We start from the raw sequence: 19,509 nt of genomic DNA, 5'->3' as shown, positions 1-19,509 counted from the left end.
GTGCGAATGACCAAGGCTCTTCTCATCATCGACGTTCAGAACGCAATTCTTTCCGGGAAAGCCACGCCGGAGCGGCAGCCGCACATTGATTCCGCCCTCGATCAGACTGTCGCCCGGCTTGCCTCGCTTCAGGAAAAGGCAAGACAGGCCGGCGTGCCTGTCGTGCTGGTGCAGCATGACGGCGGCAGCGGCCACAGATTGGCCGCCGGCACGCCGGGATGGGCGCTGCGCCCGGAAATTGCGCCGAGGCAGGGCGAAGTCGTCGTGCGCAAGAAAAGCGCCGACTCCTTCTTCGAGACGGATCTCGCGGAGCGCCTGGACGAACGATCGGTCACTCATCTGATCGTCGGCGGCTGCATGTCCCAATTCTGCGTCGATACGACGGTCAGGCGCGCCGTATCGCTCGGATATGATGTGACGCTGATTGCCGATGGCCACACCACCGGCGACACGGCAACCTTCGTCTTCTCCGAGATCGTCGCACACCACAACGAAACGCTCGACGGCTTCGACGCGGGCAAAGCCATGGTCGCCGTCCGTCCCGCCGCAGACATTGTTTTCTGAGCGGCGCGCCAAAGGAAAGCTGGCATCAAATCGAGTGCGGCCGATCAATCCCCAATTTGGCGACCAACCCGTCCACGGCCTCCTCGACACTCTTGGCAGCCGTATCGACAACGATTGGCCTCTGCCCCCAATCCTCGTAAACCCGGTCGACAACCTCTTGCCAGGTCGGCTTCACGAGACCCTCTACATCGGTTTTCCGCGTCTCGACCCGGCGGCGATGTTCGGTCTTGTCGGAACAGATCACCTCCACCTCGACCGCGATCGCCGCAGATCGCGCCGCAACCGCCAGCCACGCATTGCGTGTTATCTCCAGCGGGTTGACCGAGTCAGCAACGACCAATCTGCCAAGAGTGAGATTATCCTGCGCCACCCCATAGGCGACGACATAACCGGCCGGGCCGATGTCTCTTTCAAGATCTCCCGACGCCCTGATCGCCTGCTCGATCGTGTCGACCCTGAGATGTACGGCGCCAAGCCGTTTCGCGAGCGCGCGGGCGACTGTCGTTTTCCCGCTTCCCGGCAAGCCGCCGAAGATGATCAGCATGGCTTTCACTTCCTCCGTGAATATTCATCGGCATCTCGTTTTAGGCGAAGTGCCGAACAAACCCAATCACCTGTGGATCACCAATTTTTGTAGCCGCCCGTCCTTCATTCCGTCACAAACTTTTCCAATGCGCTACAATCAACTGAACGGCTCGTTCGACCTTCAACCAATAGAGACAGCAACATTGATGACCAAGACGACATCCCGGCTTCTTGCCACAGCGCTCTCGTCCTCCTTCCTGCTTGGCGCTTTCACTCTGGCGGAGGCAGGTCAGGCAAGCTTCGTCGTGGATGTGCATTCCGGGCAGGTCCTCGAAGCCTCCAACCAGGACGACTTGAACTATCCGGCGTCGCTGACCAAGATGATGACGCTCTATCTCGCTTTCGAAGCCCTGCATGAGGGCCGCCTTGCCTGGGATCAGAAGCTGACCATGTCCGAAAATGCCGAGAGCAAGGAGCCCTTCAAGCTTGCCGTCGGCGCCGGCCGCAAGGTGACGCTGCGGGAAGCGGTCGAAGCCATCGTCGTGCTCTCGGCCAATGATGCGGCCGTGGCGATCGCCGAACAGCTCGGCGGTTCCGAACAGGCCTTCGCCAAGACGATGACGGATAAGGCGCATCAGCTCGGCATGAAGGATACGATCTTCAAGAATCCGTCGGGCCTCCCCGATCCCGAGCAGGTCACCACGGCGCGCGACATGGCGACCCTCGGCGTGTCGCTGATGCGGGACTACCCCGAAGAGTTCAAGCTCTTCTCCATGCGCGGCTTCCAGTTCCGCGGCATGAAGCTGCGCGGCCATAACAACCTCATGTACCGCTATGACGGCGTCGACGGTATCAAGACCGGCTACACCGACGCATCCGGCTACAATGTCGTGACGTCGGCGCTGAAGGACGGCCGCCGCGTGGTGGGCGTCGTCATGGGCGAAAAGACCGCAAGCCTGCGCGACGACAAGATGGCGGGCCTGCTGGACAACTATCTGCCGTCGTCGCCTACGATCACGGCAACCGGTCAGCCTGGTGCGACGATGACGGACGCGCAGCCGACCAAATAGGCTGCTGCTGGCTTAGCTATCGGAAAGCCACTTCCAGGTGCTGCCGGTCCTGTGCGATCACCCGGCAATTCGTTTCGAATCCTTCTCCCTTGATGGCGAGAATGAATTCCGAGGGAATGCCTGTTGTATTGGAAACTGAAATCCCGGCGCTCTCGGAACCGATGGACTTGACGGTGCAGTCGATGGTCGAGCGCCGGTCGTTGAACAATATCGAACCCGCCTTCAGCACCCGCCGCCGGGCGCCGATGGCATGATCGGCGTGGATGGAGCTCCACGACACGCACTGGTTCCGTCCGTCGCGTTTGGCCTGATACATCGCCGCATCCGCCTGAGCGAGCAGCGTCTCTATGTCCTTGCTGACGATGGAAAGCGCCGACGTTCCAAGGCTGGCGGTCACGTTCAGGGAGCCGTGATCGCCGAAAACCGGCTGGGAGGCGATGGCGGCTCTGAGCTTTTCGGCGACCGCGACCGAACTTTCCCGGTCGACATGCGGCAGGACGACGGCGAATTCCTCGCCTCCGATGCGGCCGAAGAGATCACCGACGCGAAGGGTGGCCTTGCAGATCGACGCAACCGCCTTGAGAACCGCGTCTCCCGCGGCATGTCCATGCGTATCGTTGACCTTCTTGAAGTGGTCGATATCGAAGACGATGCATGAGAGGTCGTGCTGATGCCGCAGCGCAAGCGAAATCAACTGATCGGCCTCCTGCTTGAAGGCGCGCCGCGTCATCGCCTCTGTCAGGCTGTCGGTGGCGGCCGACTGCATGAGTTCGATGCGGTCCATCGCCGCTCCCGCCAGTTCTTCGAGAATGGCAAGGTCTCTATTGCCGAAGGATCGTGGCCTGCGGTCGATGGCGCATACCGTTCCGATCATGTGCCCGGCCTTCGTCCGCAAGGGAACGCCGGCATAGAAGCGGATATGGTCCGCGCCCGTCACCGAAGGATGCCGCGCAAAGCGTGAATCCTTGGTCGCATCCTGCACGATGACCGGTTCGTCACAGTCCACCACGCAGCGGCAGAACGTGTCATCGAGTGCCACCTCGTCGGCTGCCAAGCCGGAACAGGCCTTGTACCATTGCCGATGCCCGTCGATCAGAGAGACGATGCCGATGTCGATGGCGAAGATCTGCTTTATCAGGCGCACGATGCGCTCGAAGCCTTCGTCCCGCGGCGTGTCGAGGAGATCGAGCTGCTGCAGCGCAGCCAGTCGCTCGTTTTCGCGCTGGATAGCCTCCGACGACGACTTCCCGAATACGCGTGCGACCACCATGCAGCATGCCTCCAGACAGCGTTAACATGATGGGTTCCACAAATTCGTGAAGAAATTGAATACGATGGCGGCCTTGGACTGCATCGGCCTCAAATTTTTCAGGCTTCACAACCCTCGATATCGAAGCAACGATGGCGAAAAAGCCATTTCAGATTGAACGCAGCGTCCAGGTGACGATTTCGGAGGCAACCGCGGAGAAGGCGCGATCGAGGCCCTTGACGAAACCATCATTGTCGCCGCCGGCCGGCGACGTGGCACGGAACACCTTCTGGGCGCGCACCGAGCCGTTGCGGTCGTTGAGGAGCTTGGCTGATATTTCGACCACCGCCTGGTTGCCGTTCGAAGCGTCGATCTCGAAGGCGCGGATATCGGTGACGACCTGGTAGTCGATCGCCAGTCCCTGCCCCGGTATGCCGACGCCCCCGAGCTTGCCGGAATTCTCGAAAGCTTCGAGCAGCTTCGATTGCACCATGCGCGGCAGCTTGTCGCCCCATTGCGCCCGCGACAGATACTGGATTTCCGAAGGCGACACGCGGATGACGATCTGTTCGCTGTCGAGCGCCCCCAGCGCCGTCGGGCCGGCGATCAGGATCTGGCGGGATTTCGCCGCCGGGCCGTCGCCGCTGACGGAAGCGGAAAGATCATAGGTATCATTCTTGGCCGACGTGCCGCACCCGGAAAGGATCAGCGCCGTGAGCGGCAGCGCGATCACCGTTCCCCTGATCCATGAACGGCGCGACAACAGATGCGATGCGACCATAAGCTACCCCTGACTTCCCTGTTAACGCCGCGTCCGGCCGTCATATTGCTTGACCTTGTCCCCACCGAAGATCAGGCGTTGCGGATTGCGGTCGAAGTTGGTGATCGTATCGTTCAGATTGTTCACGGTGCCGCGCATGTCGTTGACGAGCGTCTGTACGTCACGCAGGCCGCCGCTCGAGAACTTCTGCAGATTGTCGGCGATCGGCCCGATGCGCGCATTCAGGTTGTCGGCGACCTTCTTGAAGGATTCGAGCGTCGCGCGCGCCTCGGTGAACAGCGACTGCGTGTTGTCGGTGCCGAGCAGCGCATCGACCTTGATGAGAATGCCGTCGATGCGGGTCGAGGCCGAGTTCAGCTTGTTGGCAAGCTGCGACACGTCCTGGATCGTCTGGTCGATATCCTTCTGGCGTGCCGACACCGTGTTGGCGACATCGCGAATCGAGGCGACGGCGGCGCGGGCATCCTTGGTCGCCTGCGAGATGTCATCGACCGAACCCTTCACCTTTGCCGGATCGATCTGGGCGACGAGCGTGTCGACGCGGTCGAGCGTCGCCTGCGCCTGCTTGCCGAAATTGTTGAAGGTCGTGGCCGTCTCGTCGAACTTCTGGATCGCCCCCTTGAGGTCGCCGGAAGCATCCGCGACATTGGCGGTGATCTTCTCGGCATTGGAGACGATGTTGTCGATCTTCTGCGCGTCGACCGCCTTGACCAGCGATTCCACAGCTTGAAGCGTCGAATCGACACGGCCCGAAACCGCCTTCACCGTGTTGGAAAGCTCACCGACGCTCTGCAGGAAGGCGTCGATATTGTCGGAATTCTTGGCAAGCGCGTCCGAGAAGGTCTCGGCATTCTTGAAGGTCTCGGTCAGCGGTCCGCGCGAGTCCTCGATGAAACCCTGCAGCTCGCCGACCGCATCGTTGGCGCGATCGAGAATCTTGTCGGCAGTCGCCAGAAGATTGGTGACGCTCGACTGGTCCGCGATGATGACGGCGCGTTTGCCGGTGTCGATCGCATGCTGGAGGATGCTTTCCTCACCCTTGCGCCCGCCTGAGAGTTCGATATAGGCAGCGCCCGTCAGGCCCTGGATTTCAAGGGCGGCCTTGGTGGAGGGGTAGATCGGCGCATCCGTGCGCACCTGTGTGAAGGCCAGCGAATATTGCGGATCGTCGGCATCGATCGACAGCGTCTGCACCGAGCCCACCTGAATACCGTTGAAGCGCACCGGCGAGCCGACGCTGAGGCCGTTGGCCGAGCCCGGAATGCGCACGATCAGCTCCGTCATCGGGCCGCCGCGGCCATATTCGGCCATCCAGTAGACAAAGCCGAAGGCCGCCGCGATCACCAGCACCGTGAAAAAACCGACAATTGTGTAGTTGGCTTTGGTTTCCATCTATCCGGTCACTTCCCGCCGCTGCCGTTGCCGTGCCGCGCGCCACTGTCCTGCGGCACGATCGATCGCGCCCGCTTACCCTTGAAATAGGCCTGCACCCACGGATCGTCATAGGCCAGCATGTCGTCGATCGTGCCTTCCACCATTACCCGCTTCTTTCCAAGCACGGCAATACGGTCGCAGACCGAAAACAAACTATCGAGGTCGTGTGTGACCATATAGACAGTCAATCCCAGACTATCGCGCAGGTTGGCGATCAGTTCGTCGAACTCGGCCGCGCCGATCGGATCGAGGCCCGAAGTCGGCTCATCGAGGAACACCAGTTCCGGATCGAGCGCCAGCGCGCGGGCGAGTGCTGCGCGCTTGATCATACCGCCGGATAGTTCGGACGGATATTTGTCGGCGGCATCGGCCGCAAGCCCAACCATGCGGATCTTCAGATGCGCCAGTTCATCCATCAGCGAGCGCGGTAGGTCGAGATATTCGCGCATCGGCACCTGGATATTCTCTTTCACCGTCAGCGACGAGAACAGCGCTCCCTGCTGAAACAGCACGCCGAGCCGCATGTCGAGCGCATTGCGCTGCGGTTCGTCGAGCTCGTCGAAGTCCTGCCCGAGGATCTTGATGGTGCCGGAGCGGCGCGGCAGCAGCCGCAGCACCGTGCGCATCAGCACCGATTTGCCGGTGCCGGACGCACCGACGAATCCGAGGATCTCGCCGCGATAGATATCGAGGTTCAGATTGTCGAGCACGACCTTCGAGCCGAACGCGACCGTGACGTCGCGCGCCGAAAGCACGACATCCCTGCCCCGTCCCTGGCCTTCGATCGGTTGCTCGTCCACACCATCCGCCATGCTAGAAGTTGATCGCTGCATAGAACATCGCAAAAAGCCCGTCCATCAGGATGACGACGAAAATCGCCTTCACCACCGAGGCCGTCACGTGCTGGCCGAGCGATTCGGCGCTGCCGCCGACTTTCAGCCCTTCGACGGCCGCAACGATGCCGATAACGAGCGCCATGAACGGCGCCTTGATCATGCCTGAGAGCACGGTCGACAGCGTCACCGCCTCGTGCAGGCGCGCCAGGAAGTTGGCGAAAGTGATTCCGGAATAGCCCCAGGCGACGACGGCAGCCCCGGCGAGCGAGGCAAAGTTCGCCAATACCGTCAGAAGCGGCAGCGCGATGGTCAGCGCCACCAGCCTCGGAAAGATCAGCACGCCGATCGGGTTCAGCCCCATGACCTTCAGCGCGTCGATCTCTTCGCGCATCTTCATCGAGCCGATTTCAGCGGTGATCGCGCTACCGGAGCGGCCGGCGATCATGATCGAGGTCAGGAGCACGCCGATTTCGCGCAATTGCAGGATGCCGACGAGATCGACGACGAAAACCTCAGCGCCGAAATAGCGCAGCTGGAAAGCGCCCTGCTGGGCGATGATCGCGCCGATCAGAAACGACATCAGCAGGATGATCGGAACCGCGCGCACGCCCATATGGTCAATCTGGTTGACGATCGAAGCCGGCGAAACGCCGCTGCCGCGGCCGAGTTTCATCTGCGCGCCGCGCACCGCCGAGCCGAGGATATACATGGAGGCGGCGAGATTGTCCCAGACGTCGTAGGTCATCTTGCCGATCGGCGCCAGGATGCGTGCGGCGAGCGAGACCTTTTCCTTCTGCTCCGGCTCCGCCTTGGCCGGCTCCTCGGAAAACATCTCCAGCATTTCATCGATATGCGGATTGGTGCCGACGAAGCGCACCGTGCGCCCGGCCGCTTCCTCTTCCTTCTTCAGCCGGCAGAGCAGCCAGATGCCGGCGGTATCGATGTCGGAAACATTCGAGAGATCGAGCGTCAGATCGCCGGTCTTTGCTCGCCGAAGCTTTTCGAAATCGCGCAGAACGAAATGCACATAGGCGCTGCGCCAATTGCCGCTGAGACGCACATGCTGCCCGGAACCATCGGCATGGTCGTCCACGTCAAGCGAGGCGGCGTTGCGATTCTCGGCGTTCAAGATACTTATGTCTTTCAAGGCTTATGGCGACATTGCCGAATCGCGAAGCGGATCGTTCGTGACCCGGCGCGTCAATATACAGAAGCAACGTCCAATTTCCATGCTCGCAGGACAGCAATAATGCCGCGCACACTCGATATCCAGATGAATTCCTTCCCGATTGCCGGAACTTTTACCATCTCGCGCGGCGCAAAGACCGAGGCCGAGGTCATCACCTGCACGCTCACCGAAGAAGGCGCGCAGGGGCACGGCGAATGCGTGCCCTATCGCCGCTACGGCGAGACCATGCAGAGCGTCTGCGCCCAGATTGAGGCCGCGCGCCCGCTTGTTGAAGCCGGCATCTCGCGTGCCGATCTCTTGTCGGCAATGCCGCCGGGCGCGGCGCGCAACGCCGTCGATTGCGCGCTCTGGGATCTCGAATCCAAACGCACGGGCCAAGCTGTCGCTGCCCGGCTCGGCCTCACCGCGCTCAAGCCGCTCACCACCGCCTACACCATCTCGCTCGGCGAGCCGGAGGTGATGGCCGCCCAGGCGCGCGAACATGCCGGCCGCGCTCTGCTCAAGGTCAAGGTCGGAACCGGCGACGATGAAAGCCGCATCCGCGCCGTCTGTGCGGCAGCACCTGATGCCGCAATCATTCTCGACGCCAACGAGGGCTGGCCCGAAGCGGTGCTGGAACGTCACCTTCATATCGCCGCGGAATCAGGTGTCGCCCTCGTCGAGCAACCCTTGCCGGCCGGCCAGGATGCGCTGCTTGCCGAGATCCGTCGCCCACTCCTCGTCTGCGCCGACGAGAGCGTTCATCACACCGGCGATCTCGCAAGCCTTGCCGACCGCTACGATGCGGTCAACATCAAGCTCGACAAAACGGGCGGCCTGACGGAAGCCTTGGCGATGAAGGCGGAAGCCGAGCGGCTCGGCTTTTCCATTATGATCGGCTGCATGGTCGGCACTTCGCTTGCCATGGCGCCGGCGGTGCTGCTCGCCCAGAATGCCGATTTTGTCGATCTCGACGGTCCGCTGCTGCTCGCCCGAGACCGCGAGCCCGGCCTGCATTATGCCGCTTCTCTGGTCTTCCCGCCGGAAAACGCCCTCTGGGGCTGAAGGTAATAGGCGTAGATCACCAGCCCGAGGCCGGAAAGCGCGACGAGCGCCATGACGTAATAGCTGACGAGCCCGAGCCAGGCGTAGAGATAGCCCGACGCGATGGTCATTAGCCCCATCGCCATGCCGACATAGAAGAAATAGGCGCCCTGCGCCGATGATTCCTGCGTCTCCTGCACCGTCGCCACAATCCGCCGCTGCACGCCCGTATGCACGAAGGCATAGGTGAAGCCGTGGAAACATTGCAGCAGGAAGAAGCCGGCAAAGCCGGCATTCATCGGAAACAGGATCCAGCGGCAGAAGCTGACGGCGCAACCGAAGCGGATCAGCGTCCAGGCATTGAAGCGCCGGTTGAGACGCTTCGACAGGAAGAATACCGTCACTTCGGACGCCACGCCGGCACTCCAGAGCAGGCCGACCTCAGTGCCGGAAAAGCCAAGTTGATGCCAGTAGATCGAGGAAAAGGCGTTGAGCACCGCATGGCTCGACTGCTGGATGGCGACACCGATCAGGAGCAGCAGCAAATGCGGCTCGCGCAGCCCGCTGCCGGTGGCGGCCGGTAGGTCGATCGGCTGGCCGCGCCGCCGCGTCGGCCCGATACGCGGACAGAAGATCGCCATCACGACGGTCATGGTGAAACCGAACACCATGACGACGAGCACCATCCCGCCGCCCCAGCGGCCGATCAGCTGGCCGCCGACCAGCGTCGAGACGATGAAGGCGACCGAACCCCACACCCGCATCGACCCATAATCGAGCCCCCAACGGCGCACACCCGAGATGACGATCGATTCCACCACGGGCACATAGGGCGCGAAGGTGGCGCCCTGAAGCGCGAAGACGATCGTCACCGGCCAGAAGCTGGTCGTCCAGTACAGTGCGATCGCCGTCAGCAGCGACAGAGAGCCGGACCAGAGGAGCACGTCGGCGCGCTCCTTCAGGCGGTCGGCGATCATGGCGACCACAGGCGCCACCAGCACGCGGACGACCATCGGTATGGCAAGGATGATGCCGATCTCATGATCGCTGAAACTGTGGGTTTCGAGCCATACCGGGAAGAACGGCAGGACAACGCCGTTGACGAGCAGCGGCGCGCAATAGGAAAGCGCACTGAGCAGCCGGAAGCGCGGCGGCGCTCCCTCACCCGGGAGATGTTGAGCGGGAATCATGGGTGGACCTGAAGGAAACTGATCCTTGTCCTAACACAGCACCCTAGGGACGACTATTGCGAGAAATAGCCGTCCGGAAACGTTTTAGAAAATAAATAGGGCCTGTCACCTCGCGGTAACGGCTAAATTGCTGCAGTGCCGCCGCGGCAAGCGGCGACGCCGAAATCAGGCGGCCTGCGGGGCGAGCTCCGCGTCTTCGGAGCGCTCGACGGCAACAAGCGCCGGCACGGTGCTCGCAAGCGCCCGCCAGGTGATCAGCTCGAAGGTGCCGTCCTCATGTTCGGCGACCGCCGTGCAGCTTTCCACCCAGTCGCCGGTATTGATGTAGCGGATCCCGTCCATGTCCTGGATCACCGCGTGGTGGATATGGCCGCAGATCACGCCGTCGGCGCCGCTCTTGCGGGCTTCTTCGGTCACGACACGCTCGAATTCACCGATGAAATTGACCGCATGCTTGACCTGCAGCTTGGCCCATGCGGAAAACGACCAGTAAGGCATGCCGAGGCGGCGGCGGACGGCCGCGAGCAGAATGTTGATGCGGATGGCCGTATCGTAAGCCCAGTCGCCGAGATAGGCGAGCAGCCGGGCGTTGCGGACGACGACGTCGAATTCGTCGCCGTGCAGGATCAGGTATTTCTTGCCGTCGGCGCCGTCATGCATCATGCGCTCGACGACTTCGATGCCGCCGAAATGCATGCCCGGGAAGTCGCGCAGGAATTCATCGTGATTGCCGGGGATGTAGACGACGCGTGTGCCCTTGCGCGCCTTGCGCAGCAGCTTCTGGACCACGTCGTTGCACACCTGCGGCCAATACCAGCTGCGCTTCAGGCGCCAGCCATCGACGATGTCGCCGACGAGCACGATCGTATCGGCTTCATGGTAGCGCAGAAAATCCAGGAGGAAATCAGCCTTCGCGGCCTTCGAGCCGAGGTGCACATCGGAAATGAAGAGTGTGCGGAAATGCCTGGGTTCCATCATGTCTGTCACGAACAGTGCTCGTGCCCCATCTTTCATCTAGCCTTCCAAAACCAGACTCGTGTTTCAGGAAGATGACAAGTTGGGGAAAAGCCCTGCAAACCTGTCGTTTGCGCGCCGGGCGGCATCCTGCATGGCATGTTGCCCTGGGCATGGAGCGCGTTCATGATGGCGCCGATTCCTATCGGACAATGGGGGATGGCTGATGCGTCTCTTTCTCGTTCGCCACGGCGAATCCCTCGGCAACATCGACGAGCGCGCGTATCGCCAATTCGGCGATCACAACGTGCCGCTGACCCAATGGGGCTATCGACAGGCGGCGGAGGCAGGCACCGTCATCGCCTCCTATCTCGAGGGCTTGCCGAGCCAGGGGTTCCAGAAGCTGCACATCTGGTATTCGCCGTTTCTGAGGACCCGGCAGAGCAAGGATGCGCTGCTTCAAGCGCTGCCGGAGAATTTCATCGGCGATGTCAGGGAGGATTATCTGCTGCGCGAGCAGGATTTCGGCCTCTTCACGGAAATCTACGATCACGCCGAGCAAAGGCAGAAATTCCCCGAGGAATTCGAAAAATGGGCAAGGCTGCGCAACAACAGCGGCAAGTTTTACGCGCGTCCGCCGGATGGCGAAAGCCGCGCGGATGTGGCGCAGCGGGTGCGCCTGTTCCTCCAGACCGTCATGCACGAGGCCGAAAGCGGCGACCATAATGTTGCGATCGTCGGCCACGGCGTCACCAACCGCGCCGTCGAGATGAATTTCCTCCATCACTCCGTCGATTGGTTCGAGCGCTCCGATAATCCCGGAAATGCCGACATCACGCTGATCGAGGGCACGCGCCGCCAAGGCTACGACACCATCCTGCTGCACCAGGCCGCCGACCGCCAGCCGGGACAGGAAAATCAGCTGCGGGACGCCCATGGCGCCGACATCACGCTCACGCCGAAAACCGGCGGATAGCCCAAGGCAATCCGCCGGCGCTTTACGTCATGTCGCCGACGTCACGGTCGCCGGCTCCTCGCTTGCCGCGGCCTCTTCGTTCACCGCCGCCGGCCGCTTCGTCCTCAGCAGACGCAGCACGAAGACGAAAAAGACGGGAACGAAGAAGATCGCCAGCACCGTCGCCGAGATCATGCCGCCGAGCACGCCCGTGCCGATCGCATTCTGGCTTGAAGCGCTGGGACCGGTGGCGATTGCCAGGGGCACGACGCCAAGCGTGAAGGCGAGCGAGGTCATGATGATCGGCCGGAAGCGGAGACGAGCGCCTTCGATCGCGGCATCCATCAGCGATTTGCCCTCGGCAAAGCCGTCCTTGGCGAATTCCACGATCAGGATCGCGTTTTTGGCCGAAAGGCCGATGATCGCGATCAGGCCGACCTTGAAGTAGATGTCGTTGGACATGTCGCGGCTCATCACTGCGAGCACGCAGCCGAGCACGCCGAGCGGCACGACCAGCATCACCGACAGCGGGATCGACCAGCTCTCGTAAAGGCCCGACAGCAGCAGGAAGACGAAGAGGATGCTGAGGCCGAAAAGGATCGGTGCCTGGGTGCCCGACCTGATTTCCTCCAGCGATTGCCCCGTCCATTCGAAGCCGAAGCCCTCGGGAAGTTCCGAAGCCAGCCGCTCCATTTCGGCGATCGCCGCGCCCGACGAATAGCCCGGCGCCGGTGCGCCCGAGAGGCGAACGGCGGGGTAGCCGTTGTAGCCGACGATCTGCGCCGGTCCCTTGCGCCATTCGGCGATGGCGAACGATGACAATGGCACCATGCCGCCGCTCGCATTGCGCACGTTGAGCTTCATCAGGTCTTCGGCTTGAAGCCTGCTCTTGTCCTGCGCCTGCACGATGACGCGCTGCATGCGGCCCGAATTCGGGAAGTCGTTGACATAACTCGAGCCGAGATTGGCGGTGATCGTGCTGTTGATGTCGGCGAAGGCGACGCCGAAGGTGTTTGCCTTCTCGCGGTCGATGACGAGTACCAATTGCGCCGAATCCGGCATGCCTTCCGGCCGGACGCCCGCGATCACCGGGTTCTGCGACGCCTTGCCGAGCAGCATTCCCGCCGCCTCGGTCAGAGCCGCCTGCCCCTTCGCGCCGCGATCCTGAAGACGGAAGGTGAAGCCGTTGGTCGTGCCGAAACCTTCGATCGGCGGCGGCGACAGGGCAAAGGACGTCGCGTCTTTCAGCGCAAACAGCTGCATGTTGACGCGATTGGAGATCTCCTGCACCGAATTGCCCTCGCCGCGCTCGGCCCAGTCCTTGAGCGTCACGAAGACGAGCGCCGCGTTCGGGCCCTGCCCCGAAAAGCTGAAACCCTGGATCGCGACAATATTGTCGACGGCCGGCTCTTTCCGGAAGATCGCTTCGATGCTCTCCAGCGATGCCACCGTCCGGTTCCGGCTCGCCTCCGGCGGGCCTTGCACGTCGACGATCAGGAAGCCCTGGTCCTCATCCGGCACGAAGCTGCTCGGCAGGTTGACGAAGAGATAGCCGAGACCGACGACCAGCGCGACATAGACGGCCATCATCCGCCAGGAGCGCTTTGCCAGTCCGCCGACGGTGCGGGCATAGCGGCCGGTCAGCCGGTCGAAATTGCGATTGAACCAGCCGGCAATGCCTTCCTTCTCGTGATGGCCCTTGATTGGCTTCAGGAAGGTGGCGCACAGCGCCGGCGTCAGCGACAGCGCCAGGAATGCCGAGAACAGGATCGAGACAACCATGGTCAGGCTGAACTGGCGATAGATGATGCCGGTGGAGCCCGGGAAGAAGGCCATCGGCACGAAGACGCAGGAGAGCACCAGCGTGATCCCGAGGATCGCGCCTGTGATCTGCCGCATCGCCTTCTTGGTCGCTTCCTTGGGCGACAGCCCTTCCACAGCCATCAGGCGCTCGACGTTCTCGACGACGACGATGGCGTCATCGACGAGAATGCCGATGGCAAGCACCATCGCAAACATCGTCAGCACGTTGATCGAGAAGCCGGCAGCAAACATCACCGCGAGCGTCCCGAGCAGCGCGACAGGCACGACGAGCGTCGGAATGACCGTGTAACGGAGGCTCTGCAGGAAGATCAGCATGACGATGAAGACGAGCGCCACGGCCTCGGCGAGCGTATGCGCCACCTTCTCGATCGATGCGGAGACGAATGGGCTGGTATCGTAAGGAACCGCATACTCGACGCCGGCGGGGAAGAAGCGCGACAACTCCTCCATTTTCGCCCTGACCAGGTTGGACGTATTGACGGCATTGCCCGTCGACGACAGCTGGATGGCGATGGCGGCACTCGGCTGGCCGTTCAGGCGGGTGGAGAAGCTGTAGCTCTCGCTGCCCTCCTCGATGCGCGCGACATCGCGCAGCCGGACGATCGAACCGTCGGCATTGGCGCGCAGCACGATGTTGCCGAATTCCTTGGTATCGGTCAGCTGTCCCTTGACCAGTACCGTTGCCGTCAGATCCTGGGAGATCGGATTGGGTGCTGCGCCGATCTGGCCGGCCGCGACCTGCGCGTTCTGCGCCGTGATCGCCGCGCTGATATCCGAGGCAGTCAGGTTGAGGCCGACCATCTTGTCGGGATCGATCCAGATGCGCATCGCCCGCTGCGATGCGAAGAGCTGCGCGCGGCCGACGCCGCTCAGACGGCGCAGTTCCCCGATGACGTTCCTGTTGAGATAGTCGCCGAGCGCCACCTCGTCGGTCTTTCCGTCCGTCGATGTCAGCGAGATGAACATCAGGAAGCCTGACGAGGCTTCCTCTACCGTGATCCCCTGGTCCTTGACCGTCTGCGGCAGCCGCGGCTCGACGCGGCGTATGGCATTCTGGACGTCGACAGAAGCCTGATCGATATCGGTGCCGGCCGCAAAGGTCGCGGTGATCGTCATCGCGCCTGAGGTATCCGAGGTCGATTCGAAATAGGAAAGCCCTTCGACGCCGTTCAGCTCCTCCTCGATCTGGCGGGTGACACCCTGATAGATGTCCTGCGGCGATGCGCCGGGGTAGCTCGTGCTGATGCTGAGCTGCGGCGGCGCGACTTTCGGATATTGGGCGACCGGCAGGAACGGAAGCGCGATCAGGCCGGCAATGGAGATGAAGATCGCAAAGACCCAGGCAAGGATCGGGCGATCGATAAAGAAGCGTGCCATCGATCTTACTCCGGCTTCCTGGCGTCGCCGGACGCCACCTGGCCTTCGCGCTGTTCTTCGGGCGCGACCTTCGCGCCCGGCTGCAGCTTCTGGACGCCATCGACGACGAGACGTTCGCCCGCCGACAGGCCGCTTTCGACGACCCATTCATTGCCGGAGGACTGGCCGAGTTCCACGTCACGCGGCTGAGCGACATCGCCCTCTTCGACCACATAGACCTGCGCCTTGCCTTCGGCGGTGCGAACGACGGCTCGCTGCGGGATGACGATCGCATTCTCGCGGATCGCCTGCTCGATGCGCACCCTGATGTAAAGCCCCGGCAGCAGGTCGCCCTTGGGATTGGGGAATTCGCCGCGAAGGGTGACCTGGCCCGTGGTCGTATCGACGCTGGCGCTGCTAAAGAGCAGTTTTCCGGCCTGGTCATAGACAGTGCCATCGTCGAAGACGAGCTTGATGTCGGCCTTGCCGGGTTCCGTCGAAGCAAGGGCGCCGCTCTCGACGGCCCGTTTCAGCGACAGCAGTTCGCCGGAGGACTGCGTAAAATCGGCATAGACCGGGTCGATCTGCTGGATCAGCGCCAGCGCGTCGCCGGCATCGGCCGTCACCAGAGCTCCTTCCGTCACCAGCGCGCCGCCGATGATGCCCGTGATAGGCGCACGGACTTCCGTATAGCCGAGATTGATCTTCGCCTCTTCGAGCGCCGCCTGCGCCAGCGCGACATCGGCATCCGCCTGCGCCAGCGCGACGGCGGCCGCATCATATTCGACGCCGCTCGCCACATCGCGATCGCGCAGCGATTTCTGACGCTCCAACTGCTGGCGGGCGTTCAGCTGCGTCGCCCTGGCGCGTTCGAGGCTGGCTTCCGCGCTTGCGACGCGCACGCGAAACAGCGCCGGATCGATCCGATAAAGCGCGTCGCCCTGGTGGACGAGGCTGCCCTGCTCGAAGACCCGCTCCTGCAGAATGCCGGAAACCCTGGCCCGCACCTCGGAGACGCGCGTCGCGGCGATGCGGCCGGGCAGCTCGCTGACGACGGGAACCGGGCGGGCATTGAGCTTGAGCACGCTGACGGCGGCCGGCGGCATCGCGCCGCCTTCCTGTGCGTGAGCCGGCAGTCCGGCGCAGAGGAAAGACTCCAGGATCAGCGCATAACGCAGTGATTTGGTTCGAAGAAGCATGTTTATCAGCCTTCTTGGATGGCCACTATAGTCTAAAAAAACACAGCCCGCCGAAATGACGTTCGGCGGGCCTCCTGAGCCGACAAGTAGCGGATATCTTTTCGCTTTGCAAGATACCTACCGGTTGGTATGATAGCATTATCACACTGGAAGAGCTCATGGCACCGCGGCCCCGGGAGTGCTACTGACTCCGGGGCGCCCGCGCCACCAAGCTCCTCATGAATACGGGTCATGCCTTGATAGATAGCCCCCGAAACAGAAAGAAACAGCCTGATGTCGTGCGGCAGGCTCTCCTGGATTGCGCCACGAAACTGGCGCTGGAGCATGGTCTGGCCGCCGTCAGCCTGCAGGCGGTTGCCAGTGCCGCCGGCGTGACCAAGGGGGGGTTGTTCCATCATTTCCCCAATAAGCAGGCTCTGGTCGAGGCGGTGTTCGACGGCATGATGGAAAGTTTCGACCGCGAGATCGACGAGGAGCTGGACAAGGACAAGGGTGGCCACGGCACCTTTACCCGCGCCTATGTGCGCACGCTCTTTGCCGACCGCGCTCTCAATAGCAGCCCGTGGTCGGCGCAGACCATGACCGTCCTTGCCGATCCCTATTCCAAGAGCCTCTGGCACAAATGGATCAGCGGCCGGCTCACCAGGCACGCCGCGACCGACACGGGAACACGCCTCGAAGTCGTGCGCCTCGCCGCCGACGGCGCATGGCTGACCCATGTTCTGCGGCCCGACGATCAAGCTGCGTCCGACGACACGCCTCTGCTGCAGGAATTGATTGATCTCACCAGGGAATGACGAGCAATAAAACTGCGATCGTCTTAGGTCACAAACGGAAAGCTAATTCGCGCCCTCCTCAACCCCGGTCCGATATGCAGCCTCCAGCCCACGTTGCAGCACATAGGGAAATTCATCCCGTGTGACGCCCCAGCCGACGACATCAGCTATTTTGGAAAGAATAAGCTCTACTTTGGCATAAGCATAATTGCAGGCGGCGGTGTTTGCCCGCTGAAAGTATTCCAGCTCTGCGAGGCAATCAATCATGTCGTAATCAGGCCCAGATCGTTTCAAGGAGCTTGAAACGTCCTCGACCATCGAATCGATGTGTGGTTTTGCGGGGCGTTCAAACCGAAGAGGAGATTTGTCGCTTATGACATCTTCGACAATTGAACGAACCGCAGTGCTATCTGAAATTTCGATCTGAGGAAGACGAGCTTGGCCTTGAGCAAGGATAATCGTCAGGGCGCTGGTGCGGCATGCGGGATGATCGATGTTATTTAAGATCTTGATAGCCGCTGCGCATCTGAAAAAGGCGTCTCGCGCCAGCGAAAGCTTTTTAATTGCATCGCTGACGCCCATATTTTCGTCCGCCGCCGAAGCATTTCCGACGACAAGAACTATTAAGAGAATGGCGAAGAAAACGGATCGCTTACTCATGCTTGTATACCCACCAATCTAGCAAAACCAACCCACTTCCATCGCAAAATCAACCGTCAGAAAGCTACGGAAATCGTACCAAACCCGAGATAGCATTACACCATTAAAGTGCCGAATAAAATTTATTATCTTAATGATTGACTCTTGAAAAAATGTCGACAACCTATGCGGACATCGGCAGATAAAAATTCTACCCTTGAGGCGAGGAAGGTACTCATGGCTTTGAACGATGTATTGAGCAGACTTGTCATCGCCAATTCCGATGACGTGCAAACCATCAGAGATGCGGTAACATTTTGGTATACCAATTCAAGCAACGCTCAAACGATATTCGATTTCCTAGTATCACAGAACCGGACACTGGAATTCATTCCGGATGAACAAACAAGGGCGGATAGAGGAGAATTTAAAGTATATTATAATCCTGGTGAATTCGACGAAAAATACTACATTTCCAGCGACGGGACATTTTCTGAATACACGCTTGAAAAAGGACTTATGCATGAGATCATCCATGCGGTGTCGGGCGCAAGTGACGGAGTTCTTCTCGCTAGCGGACCATTTAAAGGGACTCCGGCGAACCTGACGACACCATACTATGATTATGTAGGCGATACTGTAAGGATCGAAAACGCAATCTACTTGGACGCGTACGGTGCACAAGCTAAAGATCGCGCATCCTATTATTCTACATTATACAAATTCGAAGTCGAACAACAGTTAGATACCGACCTTCAACATAGTTTGACCGACGGGCATCATGTCGGTCTAGTTCTGGAAGATCAGCTACCCTTCAACCACCCAGGCGCAAACAAAATCGACACCAGCGAGAGAACCGATGACGTTCTGCTTATGGGAATGAGTGGGTCCGATCAGATCCGAGCTGGCACCGGAAATGACTACCTTTACGGTGGCACGCTGGACGATACCCTTATTGGAGGCATTGGAGCCGATAAGCTGTATGGCAATGCCGACAATGATATTCTAATTGGCGGCAATTGGTCGCAACCGTCTTCTCTCGAAACACTAGACCTAACCGCAGATCACCGAGAATGGAACGATCACGCTGGCGACATTCTCTCTGGCGGAAAGGGCAACGATACCTATCTGATCAGCACGGATGAAGGCGAAACTTGGGATTGGGCCTACCTCTCAGAGTTCACAGACCAAAAGGCCCAAGAACTGCTCTCGCACATCGATACAATCGACGAATCAAGGGGCGACGGTGTTGGATCAATCAAGCTTCAAGTTTATCACGAATACTGGGATCCGGGTGAGCAGTTTCAGGTGATAAATGTCGGCGGCGCCTTCGACTATGGCTATTCTGACCCCGATAGCGGCGTTGCATTTTATTATGGCAGCGGAGTGCAAGTCGCACTGTTCAATGTCATTGAAAACGGCGATTCTGTGCCCTATCTCTTTGTCTTGACTGGATATCCAGCAAGTCCTGTTGTCGCGATCAAAGACTTTTATCAGGGTGACCTGGGGATTAGCCTTGAAGATTATGCTAGAACTCGCCCTGCGGAAGAACAGGACGACGGTCTCGTCCAAGACTTTGACCCACTGACCAATGATCTGCAACTTACTAATCCGAGCGACGTGTCTTGGTTAGTTTAGCTCTTATGGAAAACCTCTTTACTCCAGCCATCAGGGCAGAGCTGCAAACGCCTTAAGTGTGCTTGCTTTTGGTGCATAAGCCTCTGCAAGTTCAGAGAACGACCTGTGAGGAAAGCTCCAGAACTCGATCCGCAGTCTGATCCCGCGCCCAAGCTATGTCACTTGGGCGCGGGATGTCCGGCTAGAGCATCGGACGATTAAGTGTACGCGTATCCTGCCTCTTTGATGAAGTTCCAGCATTCTGTTGAGGTGAAGAGATTGCAGATATCGCCGATGGCTTTCCAGAGAGCATCGAAGGTTCTGGCTT

17 protein-coding genes are annotated in these 19,509 nt (G+C 60.5%); 6 read left to right on the top strand and 11 right to left on the bottom strand.

Going from position 1 to position 19,509, the window contains the following annotated elements; genetic code table 11:
• The first annotated feature begins 6 nt into the window (after window positions 1-6).
• Window positions 7-564 carry a cysteine hydrolase family protein gene (locus ATY76_RS07855; protein WP_088674209.1) on the top strand — a complete coding sequence of 186 codons (558 nt, stop codon included), beginning with the start codon at window positions 7-9 and terminating at the stop codon, window positions 562-564.
• A 25-nt stretch (window positions 565-589) separates the two neighbouring features.
• On the opposite strand, the gene ATY76_RS07850 is transcribed toward ATY76_RS07855, so the two are convergent.
• Window positions 590-1,108 carry an AAA family ATPase gene (locus ATY76_RS07850; protein WP_088674208.1) on the bottom strand — a complete coding sequence of 173 codons (519 nt, stop codon included), beginning with the start codon at window positions 1,106-1,108 and terminating at the stop codon, window positions 590-592.
• Window positions 1,109-1,295: 187 nt separating this feature from the next.
• On the opposite strand from ATY76_RS07850, the gene ATY76_RS07845 reads away from it, so the two are divergent.
• On the top strand, window positions 1,296-2,159 hold the full coding sequence (locus ATY76_RS07845; RefSeq protein WP_088674207.1) for a D-alanyl-D-alanine carboxypeptidase family protein: 864 nt from the start codon (window positions 1,296-1,298) through the stop codon (window positions 2,157-2,159).
• Window positions 2,160-2,175: 16 nt separating this feature from the next.
• On the opposite strand, the gene ATY76_RS07840 is transcribed toward ATY76_RS07845, so the two are convergent.
• The 5 genes from ATY76_RS07840 to ATY76_RS07820 form a co-directional block, all read right to left on the bottom strand.
• The gene (locus ATY76_RS07840; RefSeq protein WP_088674206.1) at window positions 2,176-3,429 is read right to left on the bottom strand and encodes a sensor domain-containing diguanylate cyclase; all 1,254 of its coding nucleotides are present in this window, start codon (window positions 3,427-3,429) and stop codon (window positions 2,176-2,178) included.
• Window positions 3,430-3,577: 148 nt separating this feature from the next.
• A complete protein-coding gene (locus tag ATY76_RS07835) occupies window positions 3,578-4,189 on the bottom strand; it encodes an ABC-type transport auxiliary lipoprotein family protein (RefSeq protein ID WP_088674205.1) in 612 nt (203 codons plus the stop codon).
• Between the two features lie 21 nt (window positions 4,190-4,210).
• On the bottom strand, window positions 4,211-5,581 hold the full coding sequence (locus ATY76_RS07830; protein WP_088674204.1) for an MlaD family protein: 1,371 nt from the start codon (window positions 5,579-5,581) through the stop codon (window positions 4,211-4,213).
• Window positions 5,582-5,589: 8 nt separating this feature from the next.
• Window positions 5,590-6,435 carry an ABC transporter ATP-binding protein gene (locus tag ATY76_RS07825; protein WP_088674203.1) on the bottom strand — a complete coding sequence of 282 codons (846 nt, stop codon included), beginning with the start codon at window positions 6,433-6,435 and terminating at the stop codon, window positions 5,590-5,592.
• Between the two features lies 1 nt (window position 6,436).
• Window positions 6,437-7,606 carry an MlaE family lipid ABC transporter permease subunit gene (locus ATY76_RS07820; protein ID WP_190233619.1) on the bottom strand — a complete coding sequence of 390 codons (1,170 nt, stop codon included), beginning with the start codon at window positions 7,604-7,606 and terminating at the stop codon, window positions 6,437-6,439.
• Window positions 7,607-7,708: 102 nt separating this feature from the next.
• On the opposite strand from ATY76_RS07820, the gene dgcA reads away from it, so the two are divergent.
• Entirely contained in the window at window positions 7,709-8,692 is a 984-nt protein-coding gene (gene dgcA / locus ATY76_RS07815) for an N-acetyl-D-Glu racemase DgcA (RefSeq protein ID WP_088674201.1), read from the top strand.
• Here dgcA and ATY76_RS07810 read toward each other — a convergent pair.
• Together ATY76_RS07810 and ATY76_RS07805 are read right to left on the bottom strand one after the other, a co-directional pair.
• On the bottom strand, window positions 8,644-9,861 hold the full coding sequence (locus ATY76_RS07810; RefSeq protein WP_088674200.1) for an MFS transporter: 1,218 nt from the start codon (window positions 9,859-9,861) through the stop codon (window positions 8,644-8,646). The two genes, dgcA and ATY76_RS07810, sit on opposite strands and share 49 nt — an antisense overlap.
• 165 nt (window positions 9,862-10,026) lie before the next feature.
• On the bottom strand, window positions 10,027-10,839 hold the full coding sequence (locus ATY76_RS07805; protein ID WP_088674199.1) for a UDP-2,3-diacylglucosamine diphosphatase: 813 nt from the start codon (window positions 10,837-10,839) through the stop codon (window positions 10,027-10,029).
• A gap of 202 nt (window positions 10,840-11,041) precedes the next feature.
• On the opposite strand from ATY76_RS07805, the gene ATY76_RS07800 reads away from it, so the two are divergent.
• Complete coding sequence (locus ATY76_RS07800; RefSeq protein ID WP_088674198.1) at window positions 11,042-11,791, top strand: phosphoglycerate mutase family protein; 750 nt, start codon at window positions 11,042-11,044, stop codon at window positions 11,789-11,791.
• Between the two features lie 27 nt (window positions 11,792-11,818).
• On the opposite strand, the gene ATY76_RS07795 is transcribed toward ATY76_RS07800, so the two are convergent.
• Together ATY76_RS07795 and ATY76_RS07790 are read right to left on the bottom strand one after the other, a co-directional pair.
• Complete coding sequence (locus ATY76_RS07795) at window positions 11,819-14,971, bottom strand: efflux RND transporter permease subunit (protein ID WP_088674197.1); 3,153 nt, start codon at window positions 14,969-14,971, stop codon at window positions 11,819-11,821.
• Between the two features lie 5 nt (window positions 14,972-14,976).
• Window positions 14,977-16,149, bottom strand: coding sequence for an efflux RND transporter periplasmic adaptor subunit (locus ATY76_RS07790; RefSeq protein ID WP_088674196.1), 1,173 nt, complete (start codon window positions 16,147-16,149; stop codon window positions 14,977-14,979).
• Between the two features lie 236 nt (window positions 16,150-16,385).
• Between ATY76_RS07790 and ATY76_RS07785 the strand changes: the two genes are divergently transcribed.
• The gene (locus ATY76_RS07785) at window positions 16,386-16,946 is read left to right on the top strand and encodes a TetR/AcrR family transcriptional regulator (protein WP_088674363.1); all 561 of its coding nucleotides are present in this window, start codon (window positions 16,386-16,388) and stop codon (window positions 16,944-16,946) included.
• A gap of 42 nt (window positions 16,947-16,988) precedes the next feature.
• Here ATY76_RS07785 and ATY76_RS07780 read toward each other — a convergent pair whose 3' ends face one another.
• Window positions 16,989-17,585 (bottom strand): hypothetical protein, encoded by a 597-nt coding sequence (locus tag ATY76_RS07780; RefSeq protein ID WP_245309757.1) that lies wholly within the window; start codon window positions 17,583-17,585, stop codon window positions 16,989-16,991.
• Between the two features lie 216 nt (window positions 17,586-17,801).
• Here ATY76_RS07780 and ATY76_RS07775 point away from each other — a divergent pair, with 216 nt between their 5' ends.
• Complete coding sequence (locus tag ATY76_RS07775; RefSeq protein WP_088674195.1) at window positions 17,802-19,202, top strand: calcium-binding protein; 1,401 nt, start codon at window positions 17,802-17,804, stop codon at window positions 19,200-19,202.
• Window positions 19,203-19,509: the final 307 nt, after the last annotated feature.

It is taken from the genome of Rhizobium sp. R339 (assembly GCF_002211395.1).
Classification (GTDB): domain Bacteria; phylum Pseudomonadota; class Alphaproteobacteria; order Rhizobiales; family Rhizobiaceae; genus Rhizobium.
Note: the sequence above shows the minus strand (reverse complement) of the source record. Positions and strands in the feature narration are given on the sequence as shown.